At 34.8% G+C, this 22788-nt stretch carries 22 protein-coding genes; 8 read left to right on the forward strand and 14 right to left on the reverse strand.

All coding sequences use genetic code 11. The features are described 5' to 3' along the window. Window positions 1–46: 46 nt before the first annotated feature. The 3 genes from ACNQGN_RS03450 to ACNQGN_RS03460 form a co-directional block, all read right to left on the reverse strand. The gene (locus tag ACNQGN_RS03450) at window positions 47–454 is read right to left on the reverse strand and encodes a hypothetical protein (protein ID WP_417986459.1); all 408 of its coding nucleotides are present in this window, start codon (window positions 452–454) and stop codon (window positions 47–49) included. A 134-nt stretch (window positions 455–588) separates the two neighbouring features. Further along, window positions 589–1608, reverse strand: coding sequence for a phenylalanine--tRNA ligase subunit alpha (pheS, locus tag ACNQGN_RS03455; protein WP_417986460.1), 1020 nt, complete (start codon window positions 1606–1608; stop codon window positions 589–591). 166 nt (window positions 1609–1774) lie between these two features. Next, entirely contained in the window at window positions 1775–2131 is a 357-nt protein-coding gene (locus ACNQGN_RS03460) for a hypothetical protein (RefSeq protein WP_417986461.1), read from the reverse strand. A gap of 144 nt (window positions 2132–2275) precedes the next feature. On the opposite strand from ACNQGN_RS03460, the gene ACNQGN_RS03465 reads away from it, so the two are divergent. Beyond that, window positions 2276–2782 carry a CvpA family protein gene (locus ACNQGN_RS03465; RefSeq protein ID WP_417986462.1) on the forward strand — a complete coding sequence of 169 codons (507 nt, stop codon included), beginning with the start codon at window positions 2276–2278 and terminating at the stop codon, window positions 2780–2782. 79 nt (window positions 2783–2861) lie between these two features. On the opposite strand, the gene ACNQGN_RS03470 is transcribed toward ACNQGN_RS03465, so the two are convergent. From ACNQGN_RS03470 to ACNQGN_RS03505, 8 genes are all read right to left on the reverse strand, one after another. Further along, window positions 2862–3605 (reverse strand): tetratricopeptide repeat protein, encoded by a 744-nt coding sequence (locus ACNQGN_RS03470; protein ID WP_417986463.1) that lies wholly within the window; start codon window positions 3603–3605, stop codon window positions 2862–2864. Window positions 3606–3656: 51 nt separating this feature from the next. Continuing rightward, a complete protein-coding gene (locus ACNQGN_RS03475) occupies window positions 3657–5411 on the reverse strand; it encodes a BatD family protein (RefSeq protein WP_417986464.1) in 1755 nt (584 codons plus the stop codon). 20 nt (window positions 5412–5431) lie between these two features. Next, the gene (locus ACNQGN_RS03480; protein WP_417986465.1) at window positions 5432–6175 is read right to left on the reverse strand and encodes a tetratricopeptide repeat protein; all 744 of its coding nucleotides are present in this window, start codon (window positions 6173–6175) and stop codon (window positions 5432–5434) included. 65 nt (window positions 6176–6240) lie between these two features. Continuing rightward, entirely contained in the window at window positions 6241–7275 is a 1035-nt protein-coding gene (locus ACNQGN_RS03485) for a VWA domain-containing protein (protein WP_417986466.1), read from the reverse strand. Between the two features lie 41 nt (window positions 7276–7316). Then, window positions 7317–8318 carry a vWA domain-containing protein gene (locus tag ACNQGN_RS03490; protein WP_417986467.1) on the reverse strand — a complete coding sequence of 334 codons (1002 nt, stop codon included), beginning with the start codon at window positions 8316–8318 and terminating at the stop codon, window positions 7317–7319. After that, the gene (locus ACNQGN_RS03495; RefSeq protein WP_417986468.1) at window positions 8318–9949 is read right to left on the reverse strand and encodes a hypothetical protein; all 1632 of its coding nucleotides are present in this window, start codon (window positions 9947–9949) and stop codon (window positions 8318–8320) included. Before ACNQGN_RS03495 ends, ACNQGN_RS03490 begins: the two co-directional genes overlap by 1 nt. A 31-nt stretch (window positions 9950–9980) precedes the next feature. After that, a complete protein-coding gene (locus tag ACNQGN_RS03500; RefSeq protein ID WP_417986469.1) occupies window positions 9981–10844 on the reverse strand; it encodes a DUF58 domain-containing protein in 864 nt (287 codons plus the stop codon). Between the two features lie 101 nt (window positions 10845–10945). Beyond that, a complete protein-coding gene (locus ACNQGN_RS03505; protein ID WP_131990630.1) occupies window positions 10946–11950 on the reverse strand; it encodes an AAA family ATPase in 1005 nt (334 codons plus the stop codon). A gap of 212 nt (window positions 11951–12162) precedes the next feature. Here ACNQGN_RS03505 and ACNQGN_RS03510 point away from each other — a divergent pair, with 212 nt between their 5' ends. From ACNQGN_RS03510 to ACNQGN_RS03520, 3 genes are read left to right on the forward strand one after another with little or no spacing between them, the layout of a single operon-like run. Beyond that, window positions 12163–13035, forward strand: coding sequence for an aldo/keto reductase (locus tag ACNQGN_RS03510; RefSeq protein ID WP_417986470.1), 873 nt, complete (start codon window positions 12163–12165; stop codon window positions 13033–13035). Window positions 13036–13086: 51 nt separating this feature from the next. Beyond that, entirely contained in the window at window positions 13087–13848 is a 762-nt protein-coding gene (locus ACNQGN_RS03515; RefSeq protein WP_417986471.1) for an SDR family NAD(P)-dependent oxidoreductase, read from the forward strand. A gap of 20 nt (window positions 13849–13868) precedes the next feature. Next, complete coding sequence (locus tag ACNQGN_RS03520) at window positions 13869–15008, forward strand: ATP-binding protein (protein ID WP_417986472.1); 1140 nt, start codon at window positions 13869–13871, stop codon at window positions 15006–15008. Between the two features lie 31 nt (window positions 15009–15039). On the opposite strand, the gene ACNQGN_RS03525 is transcribed toward ACNQGN_RS03520, so the two are convergent. Beyond that, entirely contained in the window at window positions 15040–15753 is a 714-nt protein-coding gene (locus tag ACNQGN_RS03525) for an alpha/beta hydrolase (protein ID WP_417986473.1), read from the reverse strand. 653 nt (window positions 15754–16406) lie between these two features. Here ACNQGN_RS03525 and ACNQGN_RS03530 point away from each other — a divergent pair. After that, window positions 16407–17132 carry a metallophosphoesterase family protein gene (locus ACNQGN_RS03530; RefSeq protein WP_417986474.1) on the forward strand — a complete coding sequence of 242 codons (726 nt, stop codon included), beginning with the start codon at window positions 16407–16409 and terminating at the stop codon, window positions 17130–17132. Window positions 17133–17177: 45 nt separating this feature from the next. Beyond that, entirely contained in the window at window positions 17178–17672 is a 495-nt protein-coding gene (locus ACNQGN_RS03535) for a DUF6646 family protein (protein WP_417986475.1), read from the forward strand. A gap of 112 nt (window positions 17673–17784) precedes the next feature. On the opposite strand, the gene amaB is transcribed toward ACNQGN_RS03535, so the two are convergent. Further along, on the reverse strand, window positions 17785–19338 hold the full coding sequence (amaB, locus tag ACNQGN_RS03540) for an L-piperidine-6-carboxylate dehydrogenase (protein WP_417986476.1): 1554 nt from the start codon (window positions 19336–19338) through the stop codon (window positions 17785–17787). Window positions 19339–19640: 302 nt separating this feature from the next. After that, window positions 19641–20180 (reverse strand): 3-hydroxyanthranilate 3,4-dioxygenase, encoded by a 540-nt coding sequence (locus tag ACNQGN_RS03545; RefSeq protein WP_417986477.1) that lies wholly within the window; start codon window positions 20178–20180, stop codon window positions 19641–19643. A 485-nt stretch (window positions 20181–20665) separates the two neighbouring features. On the opposite strand from ACNQGN_RS03545, the gene ACNQGN_RS03550 reads away from it, so the two are divergent. Both ACNQGN_RS03550 and ACNQGN_RS03555 read left to right on the forward strand, forming a co-directional pair. Further along, complete coding sequence (locus ACNQGN_RS03550) at window positions 20666–21562, forward strand: S66 peptidase family protein (protein ID WP_417986478.1); 897 nt, start codon at window positions 20666–20668, stop codon at window positions 21560–21562. 542 nt (window positions 21563–22104) lie between these two features. Next, complete coding sequence (locus ACNQGN_RS03555; RefSeq protein WP_035669162.1) at window positions 22105–22761, forward strand: aspartate kinase; 657 nt, start codon at window positions 22105–22107, stop codon at window positions 22759–22761. Window positions 22762–22788: the final 27 nt, after the last annotated feature.

Genomic DNA, 22788 nt, shown 5'->3' on the forward strand with positions numbered 1-22788 from the left:
TTTGGATTATTTTCTTGGAAATTCAAAAAAATAAAAGACATAACTTTTATCTGACAATAACTCCGTCAACGAATAAAATAGGCACTTCTTCCACAAAATCCTCATTAATCGAATGTGCCTTAAAAGTGTACTTTTTGTCGTGTAGTTTGTCTCCTATGAAAAAAGTCAGCATGAACTCATTATTGAGTGCCAATACACGTTTTTCTATCATTTCGATTTTTACAACTGAAACTGGCGGCACTTCTACAAAAGCATGACGTAGGAGTGATGTTTTTTTCATTTCTCCATCAATAGTTCCAAAAGCTTTGGAAACCACCATGACACTTTCTATTAAGTAATCACTATCGTTTATTAAATAGGCATACCATACTTTTTCCATGAAATCGTCACTCCATTCCTGAACTGCAGCTAGGAATACGTTTTCTACTTCGGGGATGACAATGTCTTTTTTCATTTTTTAAAGATAATAGTTGTTATACCAATAGACAGACTAAATTTTTGCAAACCGAAAGCCTTATCTCAGATGGAAACGAGCCCTGTTTTCTGGCTACTTTAGACAGAAAAAAAGATCTGGTGTAAATCAATAAATTAAATACTTGATTTAAACTGCTCCAGGAAACGCACGTCATTTTCGTAGAACATTCGAATATCGCCGATTTGATACAACAACATAGCTATTCTTTCAATTCCCATTCCGAATGCAAAACCATTATATTCGTCAGGATTAATGCCGCAATTTTTCAAAACGTTAGGATCTACCATTCCACAACCCATAATTTCTAACCAGCCTGTTCCTTTGGTGATTCTATAATCAGTTTCTGTTTTTAAACCCCAATAAATATCGACCTCAGCACTTGGCTCTGTAAAGGGAAAATAGGACGGACGTAAACGGATTTTTGATTTTCCGAACATCTCTTTGGTGAAATATAAAAGCGTTTGTTTTAAGTCGGCAAAAGAAACATCTTTGTCAATGTATAATCCTTCCACTTGGTGAAAAATACAGTGTGAACGTGACGAAACAGCTTCATTACGAAAAACTCTTCCCGGAGAAATTGTACGAATTGGAGGCTTGTTATTTTCCATATAACGCACTTGAACGGATGATGTGTGCGTACGCAATAAAATATCAGGATTGGTTTGAATGAAAAAAGTATCCTGCATATCACGCGCCGGATGATATTCCGGTAAATTCAATGCAGTAAAATTATGCCAGTCATCCTCGATTTCAGGACCTTCAGAAACATTGAAACCTATATTCGAAAAGATATCGATAATTTGGTTTTTTACTAATGAAATAGGATGACGAGAACCAATCGTTATCGGTTCAGCCGAACGCGTCAAATCACCGTAAAAACCTTTGATTTCTTCCTTACTTTCTAAAGCTTCTTGTATGGTTTTTACTTTTTCCTCAGCAGAAGTTTTAAGCAAATTGATCACTTGACCAAATTCCTTTTTTTGTTCGTTTGGCACATTTTTGAATTCAGCAAAAAATTCTTTTAAAAGCCCTTTACTTCCTAGAAATTTAATTCTGAATACTTCTAAATCTTCTTTATTTTGCGTTGAGAAGGCCTGTGCTTCGCCAATATATTCTTTTATCTTGTCTATCATTTTCATCCAATAATTGAGAGTGCAAATTTAGGAAATTTGTTCCAAGTATACTCTTTTAAAGTTTAAAGTTTCCCTCCTAAATTGTGAGATTGTTTTGTTTGTACAGGCAACCTCTTTTTAACCTGTCAATAACATAATCCTTTTAAGCTTGTAATTTAAAAGAACATTACTCTATCAGCTCTCTTTCGATAAAATAGTTTACAATGGCTTCTTTCATTAAAACCGATTGTTCTCCTGCTTTTAATGGAGGTAATTCCTCTTTCACTTTGTAATGAGGCCAACCATCCTCATCAAAAAATTCAAATTCATAGAAACCATACGGCTCTAATAACCTGCAAATCGCGATATGCATCAGATTTAGTTTTTCGTCTTTCTTGTATTCACTATGCACTTTTCCGAGTTCTTGCACTCCAATTAGATAAATGATAGCATCGAGATCTAAATCCTCTCCTTGAGAAAATTGATTAGAAAGTATATTTACAAGCTGTTCCCAGCGTTCTTTAAGTTGTATATCTCTAGACATTTTTATGAATTATCAGTTACGGACCATGAGTTATTAATTCACATCCCATAAAATTATTTGGACAAAGATAAGAACTTGTTAATTGGCAATTGATACCGAACAATTCTTTTATATTTGCACTTCAATTTTTATCAATTAACTTTCATGGGACTTTTAGATATTATTTTGGGTGTTTTTCTTGCGTTTGCTTTGTATAAAGGCTTTAGAAATGGACTTTTTGTAGAATTAGCTTCTTTGATTTCATTGTTAGCCGGAATTTATTTTGCTATAAAATTCTCTTCATTTATCAAGGAAATATTGGTAGGATTTGTTCACTGGAGCCCCCAAACTATTCAAATAATTGCTTTTATTTTCACTTTTATTCTTATTGTAATTGGTGTAACGCTTTTAGGAAAAGTCCTCACTGGGATAGCTGATTTAGCCTTTTTAGGGTGGCTGAACAAATTAGGCGGCGGTTTTTTTCGCGTGTTAAAAACAGTTTTAATAATCAGTATTGTCTTTACAATTTTCGAAAAAATAAATTTCAATAACATTTTAGCAAAAAAAGAAACACTGGACAAATCCCTGTTTTACAATCCAATTCAAAAAACTGCAGGGTATATTTTTCCTTCAATAGCAAAATGGTATGATGGTATAAAAAAGCAGCAGTAGCTAGTTTTAGGATAGAAATCTGCAAATAAAAAACATTTATTTTAACGATAAGACTATGGCTTGAAATCTGAAAGCTGAATTATTTAACCTCCTTTATTGCACTACTATCAATCCAACCTTCCGTTCCATCGGTTAATTGCACTTTTTTCCATTTTCCAATAATTTCCTCTACATACACTTTTGTTCCTTCGTGTAGCACAAAGATTGCCTGACCTCCATTTCTGGGTTCACTTTTTATATCTGCAATTTCTGCAAAAATAATAGCCGGTTTTTCAATATCAAAATGGCTTTTTTCGAAAATTGCGGATAAAACACTTAGCAGAACGAGAAAAATAAATACAAACATTCCAAAAAAGAAAATCCTTTTTGATAAAGTAGTTTGTGATAAATAATACCCTATAAAAAACAACAAGAATAATATCGCAAGTCCAACAGAAATCCATGCCCAGGTATTGTAATGATAGATTCCCGTAAAGTCACGGACTAACTTTCCAAAACCAACCTTAGGCACTACTTTAATTTCATCAATGGTTCTTTTTTGAGCAAATTTTAAGTTGTTGATACTTTCGCTATCATTTGGATTAAGCACCAATGCTTTTTCGTAATTATAGATAGATGGTGCTACTTTATTCAATTTATAATACGCATTTCCCAAATTAAAATACAATTCTGAGGAATGCTTGTTCTCTTTCAAAACACTTTCGTACGCAGTTACCGCATCATCGTATTTCCCTTTTTCGTAGTATTCATTCCCTTTTTCGAAGCCATTTTGGGCAAAGAAAACTTGGGTTGAAAGTAAGAGTATGTATAGTAATTTTTTCATTTCAAAAGTTATAAGTTGTCGATTGACTTTTTGTTAATCGTAAATCTAAATTTATATCTGTTTTTCTAATTCGGAGATTATAAACACCGCTTTATCAAAATCTTGTTGTATCGTAACACTTGAAGATGGTGCATACCGCGCAATTTCACAGTTTTCTGTAAGTGCAATAAAATCATTCACCGCTTCTGGATTTGCATTTCGGGACAACAAAACTTCCTGAATATTATCTTTACTCATTTCTGAAGTCTCAATATGCAATTTAGCTTTAAGGAAATTATGCATTGCTTTCTCAAGGGCAATGTAAAACAGTTCTTTGTTGTTGATTTGCTTTTTGGCTTCCGATAAATATTTCTTTGCCAATCTATTATTCATTCGGATTCTGTTTCCGGTAATATCGCCATCAATAGCTTCTTTTTTCCTTTTGAATAATACAATCAAAGGCAATAATAGAAATGGGAAGAATAACAATCCGTAAAATAAATTAGACCCCAAGAAGTCCTTCTTATTTATTGTCAAGAAATTACTTTTTAACTTGATGTATTTGAATTGCTCAACGTTTCCTATTTTGTTTTTATTCTCTCCTGAATTCGAAGCAGTAGCAGCATCCGAAGCCATTGGGCCATCCAGAACATTAATCATTATTTCTTTTGAACTTAGGGTTTTATAGGTTCCTGAACCCAAATCAAAATATGAAAATTTTAATGGCTTTATAGGATACTCCCCTTTGTATTGTGGTATAATAGTATAACTATCCGAGATTTTTCCCGACATTCCCGAAAGCGGCGTATTCACTTGCTCACTATGAACTGCGTCATACATTTCCAGTGCATTGGGTACCACTGGTTTTGGCAAGCTGAATAACTTCATATTCCCTTTTCCAGTAACACTTACAACCAAATCAAGACTTTCACCGTTTTTTAAGTCGGTTTTTGATGGCGTTACTTTAAAGCTAAAATTCCCAACAGCTCCAGAAAAATCTTCCGGTTTTCCTGCCTCAGGAAGCGGCTTAACGGTTATTGTTTTTGTTCCCGCAGAAACTCTTTTGTTCCCTTCAGTAACAACTACACGTCCAAACATATCCCGACGATTTGTCGGCAGTTGCACATCAATATCTAATGACAAAGGTTCTATTGCTAATTTTCCGGATTTTTGTGGATATAAAACGGTTTTTCTTAATACCACATAGCGGTATTTTTGCCCTTTAAAAATACCTTCTTCAGCAACAAGCTGTTTGATATCAATGTTCTGACTCCAAAAATCGTTGTACTTCGGTTTGTTTAATTCTCTCCAATTAGTAATCCCAATATTGTAACTGAAATACAATTTATAAACCACCGTAATTGGTTCATTGATGTATGGATTTGTTTTAGAAATATCAGCAACCAGATAAATATTATCATCTGCCGAAACACTTGTATCGTTAGGATCTCTTGGCTGTTCAGTTGCGGCTGTAACATTTATTTTCAGAGGTGATGTTTTATAAATTTGCCCATTGTATTCTATGGCAGCCTGCTTGATAACTAATGTTCCTTTTTGATTTGGCAGCAAAAAATAAGAATATACTTTCTCAAAGGAGCTTCTTCCATTCACCCATGACTGACTCACCTGTTGGCTTGGTCCCGCAATAATTCTAAACCCATCAAAAGAAGGCTGATTAAAATTATCCCCATCCACATTCATTATAAAATCGATACGAAGTCTTTCGTTTAAGCCTAATGTGGTTTTACTTACCCGCGCCTCAAATTGTACTTGAGCGCTAAGTGAGTTACACACTAATAAAACAACTACTGCTATAAATTTTTTCATTTTCAAACTATCTAATTGAACTACCAATCTTTCTCCGTTTTCATTGGTTTTCCTTTTACTTTTTGGGCATTCACTTTATCCTGAACTTTCTTTTCTTCCTTATTTACCGCATCCAAAAGATTTTCTAAACGTTCTTTAGAGATTCCCCCTGGCGCAGGCTTTGGCTCCCCTTTCTCGTTTGGCTTAGGCTCTTTCTTATCTTTGTCCTTATCTCCCTTATCGTCTTTTTTCTCTTTATCCTTCTTATCTTTTTCGCCGTCTTTCTTGTCGTCTTTTTTATCCTCTTTTTTCTCTTTATCGCTCTTCTTGTCGTCTTTTTTCTTATCATCCTTTGGAGGATTTTCTTTCAGCATTTTCTTTGCTAAAGCATAATTATAACGGGTTTCTTCATCTGCGGGGTCATTCCTCAACGCGTTTTTATATGCCTCCACCGCTTGTGTATAATCCTTTTCATTCATGAAAACATTTCCCAAATTATGAAAAGCTCTGTGTTTCTGCGGCCTTGATTTAGAATTTTTCAATGCCTTAACATAGGCAAATTTTGCCTCAGAAGATTGTTTTTGCTTGTAAATAGCATTCCCTAAATTATAAGGCGCAACTGCTCTATTCGGAAATTTAGAATCCGAAATTCTATAATCGGCTTCGGCCTCTACCAATTTATTATCAGCATATTCCTCGTTTGCTTTAGGCAATATCCTGTCTTTCTGTTGTGCCTCTACAACAAAAGAAAAAAGTAATAGTAAATATAAAATTATGTTCTTCATTTTATTTTTTAAATGTAAATAGCTTTTATTCCAAAAACGGAGCATTTTTCAGACTTTGCTGTATTTTATTTATTCTCGTTAAATAAATTCAATTTGTTTACCCAACTTGTTTTTCTTTCCAAAAGAAAAATATCTAGAAATAACAATACAAAAGCAAATCCTAAAAACCATTGAAATTGTGATTGAAAATCGGCCATTTCTGTCGCCTCAAATTCGGTTTTTTGGATTTTATCCAAAGCATTCTTGATGTATTCCAGCACTTCTTTGGTATTATTCCCATTTACATACCCCCCTTTTGTGGCCTTTGCAATGACCTCCAAACTGGCCCGATTCAATTTAGTAATTACGACTTCATTGTTATTGTCTCTCTGAAAACTTTCAACAATTCCATTTTTTTTCAATGGAATCGTACCTCCTTTTTCAGTTCCAATTCCTATAGTGATAATCTTCATTCCTAATTTATTGGCTTCTTCAGCGGCACTTTCGGAACCTTCAGAATGATCTTCACCATCTGAAATCAAAATCAATAATTTGCTGGTTTTGCTTTTATCATCAAAATAAGTTGACGACAGTTTTATGGCCTCATCCAGCGATGTTCCCTGAGAAGAAACCATCCCAGTATTCATACTTTGCAAAAACATTTTTGCAACACCATAATCTGTTGTAATAGGTAATACCGGAAAAGCACTTCCGGCGTAAGCCACAATTCCTATTCTGTCGCTTCCTAACTGATTGATAATTTGCGAAACAATTTGCTTGCTTTTATCCAAACGATTTGGCGCTACGTCTTCAGCCAGCATACTTTTGGATACGTCCATTGCAAAAACAATGTCAATTCCTTCACGCTTTACGGTTTCCATTTTGGTACCAATCTTTGGATTTACCAATCCTAAAATCAATCCCAGCATTACTAAAAGCAACAATACCAACTTCAAAACAGGCTTAAAAACAGAGCTTTCAGGACTTAGTTTTTTTACCAATTCCAAATCTCCAAATTCGCGTTGTTTTTTCCTTTTCCAATATAAATTAATCAGAAAAACCAACACCACAAGGGGTAGTATAAAAAGAAGGTATAAATATTTTTTTTCGTCTAATTCCATTTCTTATCTTTTGGTCGCAGCTTTCAATTTGCGACTCTTAATTATATAAAGCTTTTAAAAACCGTATTACGCAATCCTATTTCAAGTAATAGCAAAAACCCTGCAAACCATATAAAAGGCCTGAATTTTTCATCATAATCGTAGAATTTTAGTTCCTCAATTTCTGTGGTTTCTAGTTTGTTGATCGAGGCGTAAATCTCGGCCAATTTACTATTGCTCGTGGCTCTAAAATATTTTCCATCTGTTTTTCTGGCAATATTTTTCATTAATTGCTCGTCAATCTCCACTTTCATCATTTGGAATAAAAACTGCCCGTTCGGCGCTACTGCATAAGGAAACATTGCCATTCCATTGGTTCCAATTCCTATTGCATACACCTTTATCCCGTATTGTTTGGCTATTTCGGATGCCATTTCCGGTTCAATAAATCCAGCGTTATTTACACCATCCGTTAAAAGAATAATCACTTTACTTTTTGCCTTACTGTCTTTCAAACGATTTACAGCAGTGGCCAATCCCATTCCTATTCCCGTTCCATCTTGTAAAACAGTATCATATTTTATACTGTTGATTGCATCTAAAATAACTGCTTTATCACTGGTTACGGGCGTTTTTGTATATGCTTCCGATGCATAAACTACTAATCCAATTCTATCATTTGGTCGTTCTTCAACAAAATCGGCCGCCACTCTTTTCAGAGCTTCCATTCTATTTGGTTTCAAATCTTTGGCAAGCATACTTCCCGAAACGTCCACTGCCATGACAATATCGATTCCTTTGGTAGTTTTTGTTTTATTGCTCACGTCAACCGTTCTTGGTCGTGCCATTGCAACAATCAAAGAACATAAAGCCAATACTCGAAACACATTCAATACTGGTTTCAGCTTTGTTAAATAAGAAGTTGTACCTTTAAATCCTTGTATTGAACTTATTTTTAATGTAGCTGATTGTTGGTTTTTCTTCCAAAACAACCAAACAATTGCAACTGGAATCAACAGAAACAACCAAAAAAATTCTGGGTTTAAAAAAGTTATTTTGTCCATTATTTACTTGCTTGTTTTAATTCGACAGAGTTCAAAACTCTTTCTGATATTTCATTTGCGTATGTATCTCCTTCTTCATGAAAAAGCAAGATTTGTTGTAATCCGCCTTCTTGGCTAAACAAAAGTGCTTCATAGTACATTTTGACGCTCGTTTTATTAGCACCATTAATTTGCGAGAATGTTCCGTATGCTTTAAGTCCTTTAATCCCTTCTTTGGTTTCAAAATCTTCTTGCTTAACAATCATGTTTTGGGCTCCTTGAGCTTCAAATGATTGCAGCGCACCATCCATTGATTTAGCCAAATCTATTTCAGTTTCCTGTTTGAATTTTAAAGTAGAAACCATCAGGTAAAAAGGATCTATTACACTTCCATATGCAAAAGATTGCATCTCTTTAATCAAAGCCATTCCATTTTTAGGCAATGTTTTGGTTAAATCAACTCTTTTCAACACTTTTGGTGTTTCTATAATAATGCCTGGATTACCGTAATCACTTTTCACCCATTCGCCCTCCAATAATTCTTTAGTAGGGTGGCCAAAAATATTGTCTTTTACATAATCAAATCCTTTCAGAACGATGAAAAAAGTGGTGACAGCTACTACTACAAAGACAACCGAAGCAACTGCAGTTACGATACGCTTATTCCTCTTTTTCTGCAATTGAATTTGTATCTGTTTTTGCCTCTGTGCCTCATTCAATAAAGTATCTTCTTCTACCGGAACTTCCACTGGAATGGAATTATCCAATGTCAGAATTGCTTTTTGAATCTTATTACGGTCTTCGGTGATTTCAAAATCCAATGGTTTAGATTTTGCAAATTTCACTAAATCAGCTTGTTTCAGAACACGCTCCAGATTTTCTATTGTCTCCTGTGAAAGCGTCATTTTCTTTTTAACAGAAGCCGCTCTAAGCCCTTGAATCAGTTCCGAAGTAGTACTTTCCATTGCTGGAATTTCAATCGCTTCTTCAATATAATTTCTGGCAATATCTGTCAATTCACTGTAATAGGCTTTGACTTCTCCTTTTTGCCAAAGTTCTTTTTTCTCCAAAGTATCCATCAGACTGGTCGCCTTTTCAATTGGAGTTTTATAAATTTCTTCTTGTAATTTCTTTTCCTGACGTTTTTTAATTACCCAGTAAATCAACACTCCTATTCCAACAATCAAGGCGATAATCAAAAGATACTTCCACCAATCTCCTATTGAATTGTCCGCAGGGGCTATATCCTTAATATCGAACATTTTTTGTTTTAAAGTATCGACCTGAACATTCGCCACTTCAACCAGAAGCGAATCCGTCATAAAAGGCTTACTGTCAATGAAAATTTTTATACTCGGAATAACATATCTACCGGAATCAAACTGGGTTAAACCATATTTTTTGATTAATTCATAACGGCCGTCCGTTTTGATGGTATCAATAGGATAGGACTGAATTATCTCTAAAGCTCCAATGCTTTTTAGATTAGGAAAAATCACTTTAGATGATGTATCAACAGTCGTTTTTATCGATAGTTTAAATTCAGCACCAATTTTATTTTTAATCGTGTCAATACTTGTAACTACTTGTTTTTGTTGCGCAAAAACAAACGTTGTAACCAGTAAAAAAAGTAGGTAAAGTCTAATTTTCATTTAATTGTTATTTAAACCTAACAGGTTTGTCTTATCTCGATTTAAAATAGCTTAATAATTTAGTCACATAACTTTCATCAACTCTTGTATTTACTACACCCGAACCTGATTTACTGAATGTTTCTTTAAAATAGTTTACTTTATCGTAATAATGTTTTTCATAATTCATTCGCACCGATTTTGAGCCAGTATTAATCAATTCTATTTCTCCTGTTTCGGCATCGAGCATAGAAACCATACCTAAATTTGGCATTTTTTCTTCACGAATATCGTATACGCGGATCCCTGTTATATCGTGTTTCTTAGACGCTATTTTTAATGTTTGTTCGTAATCGTCCGACATGAAATCAGAAATTACAAACACAATGGCTTTCTTTTTTTGGGTTCCTGATAAAAACTTCAAGGCCTGGGCAACATCTGTCTTACGGCTCTTAGGCTGGAATTCTATCAATTCCCGAATAATTCGCAATACGTGTGACCTACCTTTTTTTGGTGGAATATATAATTCGATTTCATCTGAAAACAAAATCAAACCGATTTTGTCATTGTTTTGAGTAGCTGAGAAAGCCATCGTAGCAGCAATCTCGGTAACGATATCTTTTTTGAATTGGTTTTTTGAACCGAAACTTTCCGAACCTGAAATATCAACCATTAACATCATGGTCAATTCGCGTTCTTCTTCAAAAACTTTAACGTGTGCTTCATTATAACGTGCGGTTACATTCCAATCAATAGCACGAATATCATCTCCGTATTGGTATTGGCGCACTTCACTGAACGTCATTCCACGTCCTTTGAAAGAAGTATGATACTCTCCCGAAAAGATATGATCGCTCAATCTTCGGGTTTTAATTTCTATTTTTCGTACTTTTTTTAAAAGCTCTTTTGTATCCATTTTTTCAGATTTCAGATTTTAGATTTGCTCTGCCAGTGCAAAAAGCTCTAGTCAGATTTCAGATAAAAATACTATCTGAATACCGCAAACTGCCATCTGATTTAAGGTACTTCTACTTCGTTTACGATTTTGTTGATAATATCCACCGAAGTAATATTTTCTGCTTCTGCTTCGTAGGTAACCCCTATTCTGTGACGTAACACATCATGAACTACGGCACGAACATCTTCTGGAATTACATACCCCCGACGTTTGATAAAAGCGTAACATTTTGCGGCATTCGCCAAATTAATACTTCCACGTGGCGACGCTCCAAAACTAATTAATGGTTTCAAATCAGCCAATTTATATTTCTCTGGGTAACGGGTAGCGAAAATGATATCAAGGATGTATTTTTCAATTTTTTCATCCATATAAACTTCACGAACTGCTTCTTGAGCACGCAAAATTTGCTCTACGGAAACAACAGGATTTACCTTTTCATAACTTCCTTTTAGATTTTGACGAATTACCAATCGTTCGTCTTCCATTTTTGGATAATCAATAACCGTTTTCAACATGAAACGATCGACTTGCGCTTCCGGCAATTGGTATGTTCCTTCCTGTTCAATTGGATTTTGAGTTGCCAAAACTAAAAATGGTCTATCCAGCTTGAAAGTTGTGTCACCAATCGTCACTTGCTTTTCTTGCATCGCTTCCAGCAATGCCGACTGCACTTTCGCAGGCGCACGGTTAATCTCATCAGCAAGGACAAAATTAGCGAAAATTGGTCCTTTTTTTATCGAAAATTCATTTTGTTTAATGTTGTAAATCATGGTTCCCACAACATCAGCAGGCAATAAGTCAGGCGTAAATTGTATTCTACTGAAAGATCCGTGTACTGCTTGTGATAGTGTATTAATCGCTAAAGTTTTTGCTAATCCTGGAACACCTTCCAACAAAATGTGCCCCTGACCCAACAATCCAATTAACAAGCGCTCCACCATGTGCTTTTGACCTACAATAACCTTGTTCATTTCCATTGTGAGAAGGTCTATAAAAGCACTTTCTCTTTCGATTTTTTCATTGATTGCTCTGATGTCCAAAGTCGCTGTATTTTCTTCCATTTTATTATTTTTAAAACCGTCTATTTAATGCCTTACTTTTGAGAGTGCAAATTGAATTTTTTTTTAGAAGTAAGATGTTAAAAAATGGTTAAAACTTCGACAAATGCCCTAATTTTAAGGACGAATTATGATACAATTTTTATATTTTTAAGAACTTTGAAAAATATACTTTGAATTCGAAGAATTACGCATTTCAATAAAAAATAAAAACCATGAGTAAAACAAAATTATCACCTATTGTTGCAGGTGTCATGAATTGGGGAATTTGGGATAAAAATCTCAATACCAAAGAAATGGAAAACATGATTAATCTCTGTTTAGAAAACAAAATCACCACCTTTGACCATGCGGATATATATGGTGACTACACCACCGAGTCCGATTTCGGAAAAGCTTTTGCTTCTAGTAAAATAGCCAGAGAAAAAATACAGCTCATATCCAAGTGCGGTATTCAAATGGTGACCGAAAACCGTAAAAACTCAATAAAACATTATGATTATTCAAAAGATTACATCATTTGGTCTGTTGAAAACTCCTTAAAAAATTTACACACCGACTATTTAGATGTATTCTTGCTTCACAGACCAAGCCCCCTGATGCAAGCGGATGAAATTGCCGAAGCTGTTTTGAAACTAAAATCGGACGGAAAAATCATTGATTTTGGACTTTCTAATTTTACCGCGTGGCAAACAGAATTAATTCGTCAGAAAACAGCAATTAGCTACAATCAGATACAGTTTTCGGCTACCAACTTCGAACCGATGCTTGACGGAAGTTTTGATTATATGCAAATGAACCACATTCGCCCTATGTCCTGGAATCCTTTGGGATGTGTTTTCCGAGAAGATATTCCCCAAACCCACCGATTAAAAAAATTATTGGCAACATTAGTTTCAAAATATCATTTGGGCTCCGACACTATTTTGCTCTCTTGGGTTTTACAACATCCTGCACAAGTTATTCCTATTGCCGGAACTGTAAATGTGGCAAGAATTCAAGCATTGATGAAAGCGGTCGAATTAAAATTAGAAAAAGAAGACTGGTTTGCTATCTGGTCAGAAAGTATGGGAAATACTGTACCATAGTCAGGTTGGGAATCGCAAAAAAACAGATGATTGCAAAACAGAAAAAAAATCATGAGTAAAACAGCACTAGTGACTGGTGCTACCAGCGGAATTGGTAAAGCAACAGCACAAATATTAGCCAAAAACAATTATAAAATTATTCTTTGTGGACGACGCGAGGACCGATTAATTGCTCTTGCAAAAGAGCTTTCTGAATTTACGGAAATTCATACTTTAGCATTTGATGTTCGGGATAAAAAAGCCGTTTTTGAAAGCATCAATTCGTTGCCGGAAGCATTTTCTAAAATTGATGTTTTAATTAACAATGCTGGAAATGCGCACGGTTTGGATTCCATTCAAAATGGAAATTTAGATGATTGGGACGCAATGATTGATATCAATGTAAAGGGCCTTTTGTATGTTTCCAAAGCAATAATTCCACAAATGACCGAACGGAAATCAGGTCATATTATAAACATCGGTTCTATCGCCGGAAAAGAAGTATATCTAAACGGGAATGTGTATTGTGCTTCAAAACATGCCGTTGATGCCCTAAACCAAGCCATGCGCATGGACTTGAATCCTTTTGGAATTCGGGTTGGTGCCATTCATCCGGGCGCGGTAGAAACCGAGTTTAGCGAAGTTCGTTTCAAAGGCGATGCAGACAGAGCTGCCAATGTTTATAAAGGTTTTAAAGCCTTACAGCCAGAAGACATTGCTGATATCATCCATTTTGTAGTTTCCAGACCTTATCATGTAAATATTGCCGATTTAATTGTATTCCCAACCGCACAAGCTTCACCAACTATTTTAAATAGGACAACTGACAATTAAATCAATACATTTCAAAAAAAATGATCAATAAACGCATTTTAATTAAAAACCTTCTCGCTCACAATGATGAAAGCAGTTTTTATGACAAAAAGCGGCAGTTGAATTTACATACACGAGAGGGAAAATCCAAGTTTTTGAAACACATTTGCGCCTTATCCAATTCAAATCCCACAAACAATTCCTATATTGTTGTGGGTGTTGAAGATCAAGACAATACTATTGTTGGCGATGATTTCTTTGATGATAGCAGAATCCAGAATTTAGTAAATGCATACCTTGAAAACCCTCCGAAAATACAATATGAAAATGTACCCTTCCCAAATTTACCAAAGGACAAAGTGATTGGCTTAGTAACCATTAAACCCAAAAGCAACACTTCCTTTTTTAAAAAAGGAATTCATACCATTCCTGCCAACAGCGTTTTCATACGACGCGGCAGTAATACAATGCCGGTAGAAGGCGACATCGAAAAAAATTACCAGAACACAGAAACCGTAATTGGGATCGAAAATAATTCTAGAAACAGCATCGAATACACACTTGATGGGGTAATCGATTTCATGAATTTTCGGCACAAAGACATGTCGCCAAAATATAAAGTATTCAAAGAACTGTTTGTGATTTGCTGGGCAGGAATTGCCAAAAAATCACGTGACAAAACCTATTTATCACGTGTTGATATTGAACTGATAAATGAGCAAATCAAACTGTTTTATTCAGCTCAGGATGTTGTCGAAATCACTTTTGACGAAGATACTTTTATTATTATCGAGTATGTTCCTTTGGGTTTGAACGACAAAACGAGTTACTATCCTTTAGAGAAACAAACGATTCATTTTCATGATAATGGCTATTACAAAATTGAGCGAGAAATGCTATTTCAACCACCTGAATTCAACAAAAAAATGTTATTCCATATTTATAACACCAATATTTCTTTGCTGAACAAACTAAAAAAAGGACTTTCTTTAACAGAAAGAGAACGTAAAGATTTAGAGAATCTGCCATCAACGTTCATGATTTGTTACCTCAACGGTTTTGAAGAAGCCAAACAAAAACTGATTGATGCAAAAACACTTTTAAAACCTTTCACTCAAGTGTATTTGTCGTTTAAGGAAGCATTACGTATTTTGAGGAAAATGAAATATGATGTGCAGTGATATTTGCCGACTCTAATTATTTTTTGTTATGTCATTCCGATAAAAAACGCATAACATACCCATTAATTTCTTTTTTCTGTCTGTTATTTCCTCTATCACTCATGTCATTATGAATCGTATTGGGGAGTTTAATAATTATTGTTCCGAATTTTTCCTGTTCAGCAAGAGTCAATAAAACGCCTTCATCTGCTGGTTGGTCACTGGATCGTAGTGAGTAGACTTTAGGCTGTGAAGTTCTTGGCAATTCTACTCTGCGGTTATCTAACGAAATTATTTTGTTAACTGAATTTGGGTATTTACGGGCAAATAAAACGGTCATATCACCTCCATTGGAATGCCCTACTAAGTTTAGCTGTTTGAAATCTAATTCTGGATTTGTTATTTTTAATTTATTAATAACAAATAAGATATTCTCAACGCCTCTTTCCCAATTTGATCGCCGTACAACCCGAGGAATACCAGTTAAAGGCAGCAAATCATCCGTAGGCAACTCATGCTGGATACTAACTACAAAATACCCTTTGGAAGCTAATTTTTTAGTCAGATAGGAATAGCCTCTATTTGCCCCCGGTTTATTTTCCGCATAACCGTGACTGACAAGTACCACTTTTTGATTTATAATTTTATCGTTTGTTTTTGGCAAATAAAATGCAACTGGAATTAAACGTTTTCGGACAGTGTCGTACCAATTTGCACTGTCTAATTTAACTTCAAAATTTTTATTTGCAGTTTTTTCATTTATCAAATTATTATTTGAAACACAACTAATTAGAAGAAAGCAAAATAGCACTTGTAGGTATATTTTCATATTTATTTTGAAATTCTATCTTTTACAAAAAGACAAATTTAAAAGCCGTACCACAGCTCGCTCGGAAATTCTGAGAAAATGAAATTGAATGTATTGTGAAAAATTGAGGTACTGATTCCTCTCGAAGGTTTTACAACCACAAAGTCGCTAACCAAACTAGGAATTCATTGATCACCTGGCATATCAAACTGGTCAATAGAAGCAACAAAGCGAGAACTGCATTCATCTTATATATTTTTAAATTTTTTGTAAAAATAACCCAAAATATCTTACCGCGCTATCACCAAAAATAGTGATTTTTTCATAGTGCTAAAGTACTAATATAAATCTAAATTATTAAATACAACCAGTTTAATTTCAAATAAATAGCCTAAATTATCACGCCAACACAATGCCTAATTTATTCAAAGAGCAGTATCAAAGAGTAATGATAAAATCAACAAATAAAATGCCTAACGTATTGAGAAAATATTTTTAAGAAATTGCTTCTTTATTTAAACCATAATAGCTCCTATTGAAACAAAAAAAAATATGAAAACGATACGGTTTTTCTGCTATTTTTGTAAAAGAACAATTTGAGATACTAAGAAATGAGAACACTCGTCATCGGCGATATACATGGTGGTTTGCATGCGCTACACCAAATTATGGAAAGAGCGAAAGTAAGCACAAAAGACACATTAATTTTCCTGGGAGATTATGTTGATGGCTGGAGCCAATCCCCTCAGGTTATTGATTATTTAATTGAATTGAGCGGCAAAAACAATTGTGTTTTTATTCGCGGCAACCACGATGAATTATTGTTGCACTGGCTTAACGACAGCAAAGACAATCTTTTATGGTACAAACATGGTGGTGAAGCAACGGTTATAGCGTATGAAAAGACGAATGCGGAGACCAAGAAAAAACATATCGAATTCCTACAGTCACTGGAAAATTATTATCTTGATGAACAAAATCGTTTGTTTATTCACGCTGGTTTTACTAATATGAACGGTATTGATTTTGAATATTTTCCAAAACTTTTTTATTGGGACAGAACCTTGTGGGAAACCGCTTTGGCCTTAGATAAAAACCTGAAATCTGATAATTTATTATACCCCAAACGATTCACCTTATACAACGAAATTTATATTGGCCACACGCCTGTTTCGAGAATTGGGGAAACCATTCCTGTTCAAATGGCCTGTATCTGGAATATAGATACCGGTGCCGCTTTCAAAGGTCCTTTAACCATTATGGATGTTGATACAAAAGAATTCTGGCAGAGCGAACCTCTACCGACTTTATATCCAAGTGAAAAAGGTAGGAATTAGTTTATTTAAACTATTTTTGCATTAAAATTTAAATTTTAAAAGGTTATGAAAAAGATTATTACGTTATCACTAATACTGTCATTTGGTTTAATAAACGCACAAGCTTTTAAAGGAAAAGGTGATGCAAAGTTTAATGTAGGAGCTAATATTCAAAACGGCGGAACAGGAATCCAGGTATCTTCTGATTTTGGAATTGGCGAAAATTTATCTTATGGATTTGTTGGATCTTATTTATTAGGCGTAAAAGAAGTTTTAGACGAAAAACCAGAATTCAAAGATCGTTTTGATGCTAAATTTAGAATCAATGCAAATCTTGGAAACGTTCTAAAAGTAGATGAGAAATTAGACTTCTATCCAGGATTGAATTTAGGACTTAGAAACTTTGGAGGACACGTTGGCATGCGCTATTTCTTTTCGGAAGGTTTTGGAATTTATTCCGAAGCTGGTTTTCCAATTGCAAAATACAATAAGAATTCTGAAGTTTTCAATCATTTAAACAACCAATTTACATTTAATATTGGCGCTTCATTCAATATGTAGCATAACTAGTACAAAGATTTTTCTGAACTAGATTAGCAATTCTTAATAAGAAAAAAGGCAATTTGAAATTTAACTTTCAAATTGCCTTTTTTGGTTTACAGCCATTACTATCCTATAAATCAAATTTTATCCCTTGCGCCAATGGTAAACTTGTTGTGTAATTGATTGTATTGGTTTGTCTTCTCATATAGATTTTCCAAGCATCAGAACCAGACTCACGTCCGCCACCTGTTTCTTTCTCTCCACCAAAAGCACCACCAATCTCAGCGCCTGAAGTCCCAATGTTTACGTTTGCAATTCCACAATCAGAACCTGTAACGGCTAAGAAAAGTTCCGCTTCACGTAAATTGTTCGTCATAATCGCAGATGACAATCCCTGAGCCACTCCGTTTTGAATAGCAATAGCATCTTCGACAGAGCCCGAATATTTTAGCAGGTATAAAACGGGAGCAAAAGTTTCATGCTGAACGATTTCAAAACTGTTATCAGCTTCAGCAATCGCAGGTTTTACATAACACCCGCTTTCGTATCCTTCACCCGAAAGAACGCCTCCCTCTACAAGGATATTCCCACCTTCAGCAACCACTTTTTCTAGCGCTTTATTGTACATTTCGACAGCATGTTTGTCAATTAACGGACCAACATGGTTGTTTTCGTCTAAAGGATTTCCGATACGCAATTGCTTGTAAGCCGAAACAATCGCATCTTTTACTTTATCATAAATACTCTCGTGAATGATTAAACGACGTGTTGACGTACAACGTTGTCCTGCCGTTCCCACTGCTCCAAAAACAGAACCGATAACAGTCATTTTAATATCGGCATCCTGCGTTACAATTATCGCATTATTTCCACCTAATTCCAATAATGATTTTCCAAGACGGCCCGCCACAGCTTGCGCAACGATTTTACCCATACGAGTTGATCCTGTTGCTGAAATTAATGGTAAACGTTTATCATTGGTCATCATTTCACCCACTTTATAATCACCGTTTATCAAACAAGAAATTCCTTCTGGAAGATTATTCTCTTTGATTACTTCGGCAATAATGTTTTGACATGCAATTCCGCAAAGTGGCGTTTTTTCCGAAGGTTTCCAAACGCAAACGTCTCCGCAAATCCAAGCTAATGCTGTATTCCAAGCCCAAACCGCTACAGGAAAATTGAATGCCGAGATGATTCCAACAACACCCATGGGGTGGTATTGTTCATACATCCTATGTCCAGGACGTTCTGAATGCATCGTCAATCCATGTAATTGTCGTGATAATCCAACTGCAAAGTCACAGATATCAATCATTTCCTGAACTTCTCCATATCCTTCCTGCAATGATTTTCCCATTTCGTAGGAAACCAATTTCCCTAAAGCTTCCTTGTTTTTACGTAATTTATCCCCAAACTGACGCACGATTTCACCACGTTGTGGCGCCGGCATTAATCTGAATGTTTTAAAAGCTTCAGTTGCGGTTTGCATTACTTTTTCGTAATCAGCAGCGGTTGAAGTTTTTACTGCTGCTATTAATTGACCGTCAACTGGTGAATAACTTTCCAGTATTTCACCATTTGAAAAATGCTTTATTCCTGTTGATGTTCCTTCATTTATGGCCTTTACACCCAATTGCGCCAATGCCTCTTTCATTCCGAACTGATCTGCTATTGTTATCATTGTAACTTTTTTATTGAAAATTGTTATGTTTTTTTACAAATATATTATTTTAACCTGAAATACTAAACATTGTCGCTTTTATTTTAACTATCTCGCTCGATTCTTTCCTCCTCATTTACCCTGAAAATCAAGCTAAAAACTCATTATAAATCACTCAAACCATCAAATTCCTCCTTCGTCGTATGCCAGGTAATTTTTAGCAAACGGTTTTTAACACCATTGAATCGGCATTCCTGTCCTCTTTCCTTTCAAGAGTGTATACTTGTAAAGACTCTTCAGGGAGGCCTTCCATCAAAAAATTTTTATTTTTGTATAACAAATCTTGGGTCAGTTTCCATAACGGTTCCGCATTTTTCACAGGTTCTCAACTTTTCTGAACTATAGAAATGTTCGAAATGAGGCAGAAAATCATTTTCGATATTATGCAGTTCAAAATAGACTTCGTGTAATTTATGGTTGCAGTTATCGCAAAACCACATCAAGCCATCCGTGAAGCCTTTACCAGCTCTTTTTCTTTCGATCACCAAACCTATTGAACCCTCGGAACGGACTGGAGAATGTGGGATTTTGGCAGGATGAAGATACATGTCACCAGCATGAAGTTCCATTTCTTTTCGCTCACCATCTTCTTGAATAATTACTTTAATAGAACCTTCGAGCTGGTAAAATAATTCTTCCGTTTCATTATAATGATAGTCTTTTCTGGCATTAGGCCCCGCAACAATCATCACGATATAATCACCGGATTCTCTGTACAAATTTCTATTCCCAACTGGCGGCTTAAGCAGACTACGGTTTTCGTCTATCCATTTATTAAGGTTGAAAGGTTTTGCTATTGCCATTTTTTCTGTTTTTAAATGTAAAGTTATGAAATAAAAAACGCTATTTTTTTCCTTTGCTTAAATAAATAAACTCCAAAACAAACACTATAGCACACTTCAACTGCAGAATTTCGCAATGGATATGCTTGCTACAGACTATATTCTTGCATCGGAAATGACTTATTGCAAATTCCTATTCTTCCCATAAAAAACCAAAGAAATAAAGTCGATACTTCTCATAAATACAAATCTGTTTTTTGTCATTGCAACATTCCCCAAATTTACCGATCATTATAAAAATAGTCATTTGAAGATGGAACATAAAATTATTTTCAAATTGTCTATCTTTGTTTTAATCACTAAAGACTTCATTTGATTTATTTTAGAAAAAAGCAACAAATATGCATGCTAGCCGATTTACTTTTATAGGTAGAAATTCTGTTTTATATAAATTTCTATTTCTTATTTTTGTTTTACAATCCTTCAACTCTCAAGCCCATACAATAATGATTACACCACCTATTTTACAAAAAGGAGACACCATAGCTATTTTAGCTACAGCCAGAAAAAACATAGACGACAATCTTAAACCTGCCATAGATTTGTTACACAGCTGGGGATTAGAAGTTGTTATTGGAAAAAGTATTGGTTTAGATGACAATCAATTAGCGGGTACCGATGAACAACGTGCCGCCGATTTTCAAGAACAACTAGACAATCCAAACATTAAGGCAATCTGGTGTGTTCGAGGTGGTTATGGCACGGTACGAATGGTTGACTTATTGGACTTTTCCAGGTTTAAACAAAATCCAAAATGGATTATTGGTTTTAGCGATGTCACTGTTTTGCACAACCATTTGAATACAATGGGTTTCAAATCCATTCATGGTATTATGCCCATCAGCATACCAAAAGCAACACCTGAAGCTATTGAATCCTTGAGGATTGCCATGTTTGGTGAGCCATTAAAATATGCAATTCAGCCAAATACAATGAATAGATTCGGTGATGCTTCTGGCGAATTAGTAGGCGGAAATTTATCTATTTTATATAGTTTATTTGGTTCTGAATCGGCTATCGATTGCACGGATAAAATCTTGTTCATCGAAGATTTGGACGAATATTTATATCATATTGATCGGATGATGATGAACCTGAAACGCAACGGCTGCTTGGAAAGCATAAGAGGAATTATTGTCGGCTCCATGTCAAAAATGAAAGACAATGATATTCCTTGGGGAAAAAATGCCCTTGAAATTGTAGATGATGTCACTAAAAAATACAACATTCCTGTTATTTATAATTTCCCGGCGGGCCATATTCATGATAACAGAGCACTGATTTTAGGCAGTAAAGTAACGCTCCATTTGAATAAAAATTCCAGTAGTGTTGTTTTTGAGTAAAAAAAAGAAATTTGATCTTAGGTTATTCAATTAACGACTTTTTGCTGGGAGAAGTCTAAAAATCACCACTGAATACTATTTTTCATTGCTAAACAGAACAAACTGTGAAAGCTTAAGGAAGAAATGGTTGCGGAACACCACAGAACAGCGTTATAACTGTAATTAAAACCATTGGACGTTTAAAAAGCTGAAATTAACATTCCAGCCTTGAAAAGAATAGACGTGCTGTTATTGAGGCTAAAACTCATTCGTCCCTAGAATTGGTTTGCAACAAGATTTTAACACCAAAAAATTTAGCTTCTGACAAAGGAATTAGATACTTTCGTAAGTAAGAGGAATTTGCACACTGAAGTCCATTTTGACGACATTTCCTATTATAAACAAGGCAAATCTTTTGTAATTGAACACCTTATAGCTGTTTTTTATCATTTTTAACAAAAAAATTTAATGTTATATTTGTAACAAATTGTTTTTTATCTATCTTTGCAGAGATTTTTGACACTCTAGCTAAGTAAGAACTAAGTAAAAACACCTAATACATTATGAAAACTGTTTCATCCATTGTAGAAAATTACATCAAAACAAAGCCTTTTTTATTAAATGCTTTATCTCTTGGAATCATCAATTTGACTTCCCTTTCCCGAAATATAATGACTGAATTGGAATCCGAATTTGGTAAAGAAGTAAAACAAGGAGCAGTTGTTATGTCTCTAAAAAGACTTACCGAAGAATTAGATTTCAGATTAAATCATAAAATCAATAAAGTAATAAAAAATATTGGAGAAATCACAGTTCGCTCGGAGCTAACTGATTATACTTTTGCGGCATCAGACACGGTTTTAAATAAACAAGCTGAATTAATTACAGATTTGAATGCTTTCCCTGATATTTTTTATACCTCATCAAGAGGGGTAAATGAAACCAATATTGTGGTAAGCAATACCATCAATCACCTAGTTGACAAACACTTTGCCAATGAAAAACTGATTCAAAAACTAGACAATCTTGCCTCTATTACGGTAAAATTGCCTAAAGAAAATATCGTGGTGCCTGGTATTTACTACTTCATTTTTCAGCGTTTGGCTTGGGAAGGAATTATCATCAATGAAGTGATTTCGACTTCAAATGAGTTTACAATTTTGGTGAGTGAAAATGAAGTAGACGTCGCTTTTAAAGTGATTAAGGATTTAAAAAATTAATAGTTCCTATATATTTTAAAGCTTCCA

It is taken from the genome of Flavobacterium rhamnosi (genome assembly GCF_048286515.1).
Lineage (GTDB): Bacteria > Bacteroidota > Bacteroidia > Flavobacteriales > Flavobacteriaceae > Flavobacterium.

Bases quoted from the DNA above. Each gene is read 5' to 3' on its own strand.
- ACNQGN_RS03450 (WP_417986459.1), bottom strand. From the start codon at position 454: ATGAAAAAAGACATTGTCATCCCCGAAGTAGAAAACGTATTCCTAGCT.
- pheS (WP_417986460.1), bottom strand. From the start codon at position 1,608: ATGATAGACAAGATAAAAGAATATATTGGCGAAGCACAGGCCTTCTCA.
- ACNQGN_RS03460 (WP_417986461.1), bottom strand. From the start codon at position 2,131: ATGTCTAGAGATATACAACTTAAAGAACGCTGGGAACAGCTTGTAAAT.
- ACNQGN_RS03465 (WP_417986462.1), top strand. From the start codon at position 2,276: ATGGGACTTTTAGATATTATTTTGGGTGTTTTTCTTGCGTTTGCTTTG.
- ACNQGN_RS03470 (WP_417986463.1), bottom strand. From the start codon at position 3,605: ATGAAAAAATTACTATACATACTCTTACTTTCAACCCAAGTTTTCTTT.
- ACNQGN_RS03475 (WP_417986464.1), bottom strand. From the start codon at position 5,411: ATGAAAAAATTTATAGCAGTAGTTGTTTTATTAGTGTGTAACTCACTT.
- ACNQGN_RS03480 (WP_417986465.1), bottom strand. From the start codon at position 6,175: ATGAAGAACATAATTTTATATTTACTATTACTTTTTTCTTTTGTTGTA.
- ACNQGN_RS03485 (WP_417986466.1), bottom strand. From the start codon at position 7,275: ATGGAATTAGACGAAAAAAAATATTTATACCTTCTTTTTATACTACCC.
- ACNQGN_RS03490 (WP_417986467.1), bottom strand. From the start codon at position 8,318: ATGGACAAAATAACTTTTTTAAACCCAGAATTTTTTTGGTTGTTTCTG.
- ACNQGN_RS03495 (WP_417986468.1), bottom strand. From the start codon at position 9,949: ATGAAAATTAGACTTTACCTACTTTTTTTACTGGTTACAACGTTTGTT.
- ACNQGN_RS03500 (WP_417986469.1), bottom strand. From the start codon at position 10,844: ATGGATACAAAAGAGCTTTTAAAAAAAGTACGAAAAATAGAAATTAAA.
- ACNQGN_RS03505 (WP_131990630.1), bottom strand. From the start codon at position 11,950: ATGGAAGAAAATACAGCGACTTTGGACATCAGAGCAATCAATGAAAAA.
- ACNQGN_RS03510 (WP_417986470.1), top strand. From the start codon at position 12,163: ATGAGTAAAACAAAATTATCACCTATTGTTGCAGGTGTCATGAATTGG.
- ACNQGN_RS03515 (WP_417986471.1), top strand. From the start codon at position 13,087: ATGAGTAAAACAGCACTAGTGACTGGTGCTACCAGCGGAATTGGTAAA.
- ACNQGN_RS03520 (WP_417986472.1), top strand. From the start codon at position 13,869: ATGATCAATAAACGCATTTTAATTAAAAACCTTCTCGCTCACAATGAT.
- ACNQGN_RS03530 (WP_417986474.1), top strand. From the start codon at position 16,407: ATGAGAACACTCGTCATCGGCGATATACATGGTGGTTTGCATGCGCTA.
- ACNQGN_RS03535 (WP_417986475.1), top strand. From the start codon at position 17,178: ATGAAAAAGATTATTACGTTATCACTAATACTGTCATTTGGTTTAATA.
- amaB (WP_417986476.1), bottom strand. From the start codon at position 19,338: ATGATAACAATAGCAGATCAGTTCGGAATGAAAGAGGCATTGGCGCAA.
- ACNQGN_RS03545 (WP_417986477.1), bottom strand. From the start codon at position 20,180: ATGGCAATAGCAAAACCTTTCAACCTTAATAAATGGATAGACGAAAAC.
- ACNQGN_RS03550 (WP_417986478.1), top strand. From the start codon at position 20,666: ATGATTACACCACCTATTTTACAAAAAGGAGACACCATAGCTATTTTA.
- ACNQGN_RS03555 (WP_035669162.1), top strand. From the start codon at position 22,105: ATGAAAACTGTTTCATCCATTGTAGAAAATTACATCAAAACAAAGCCT.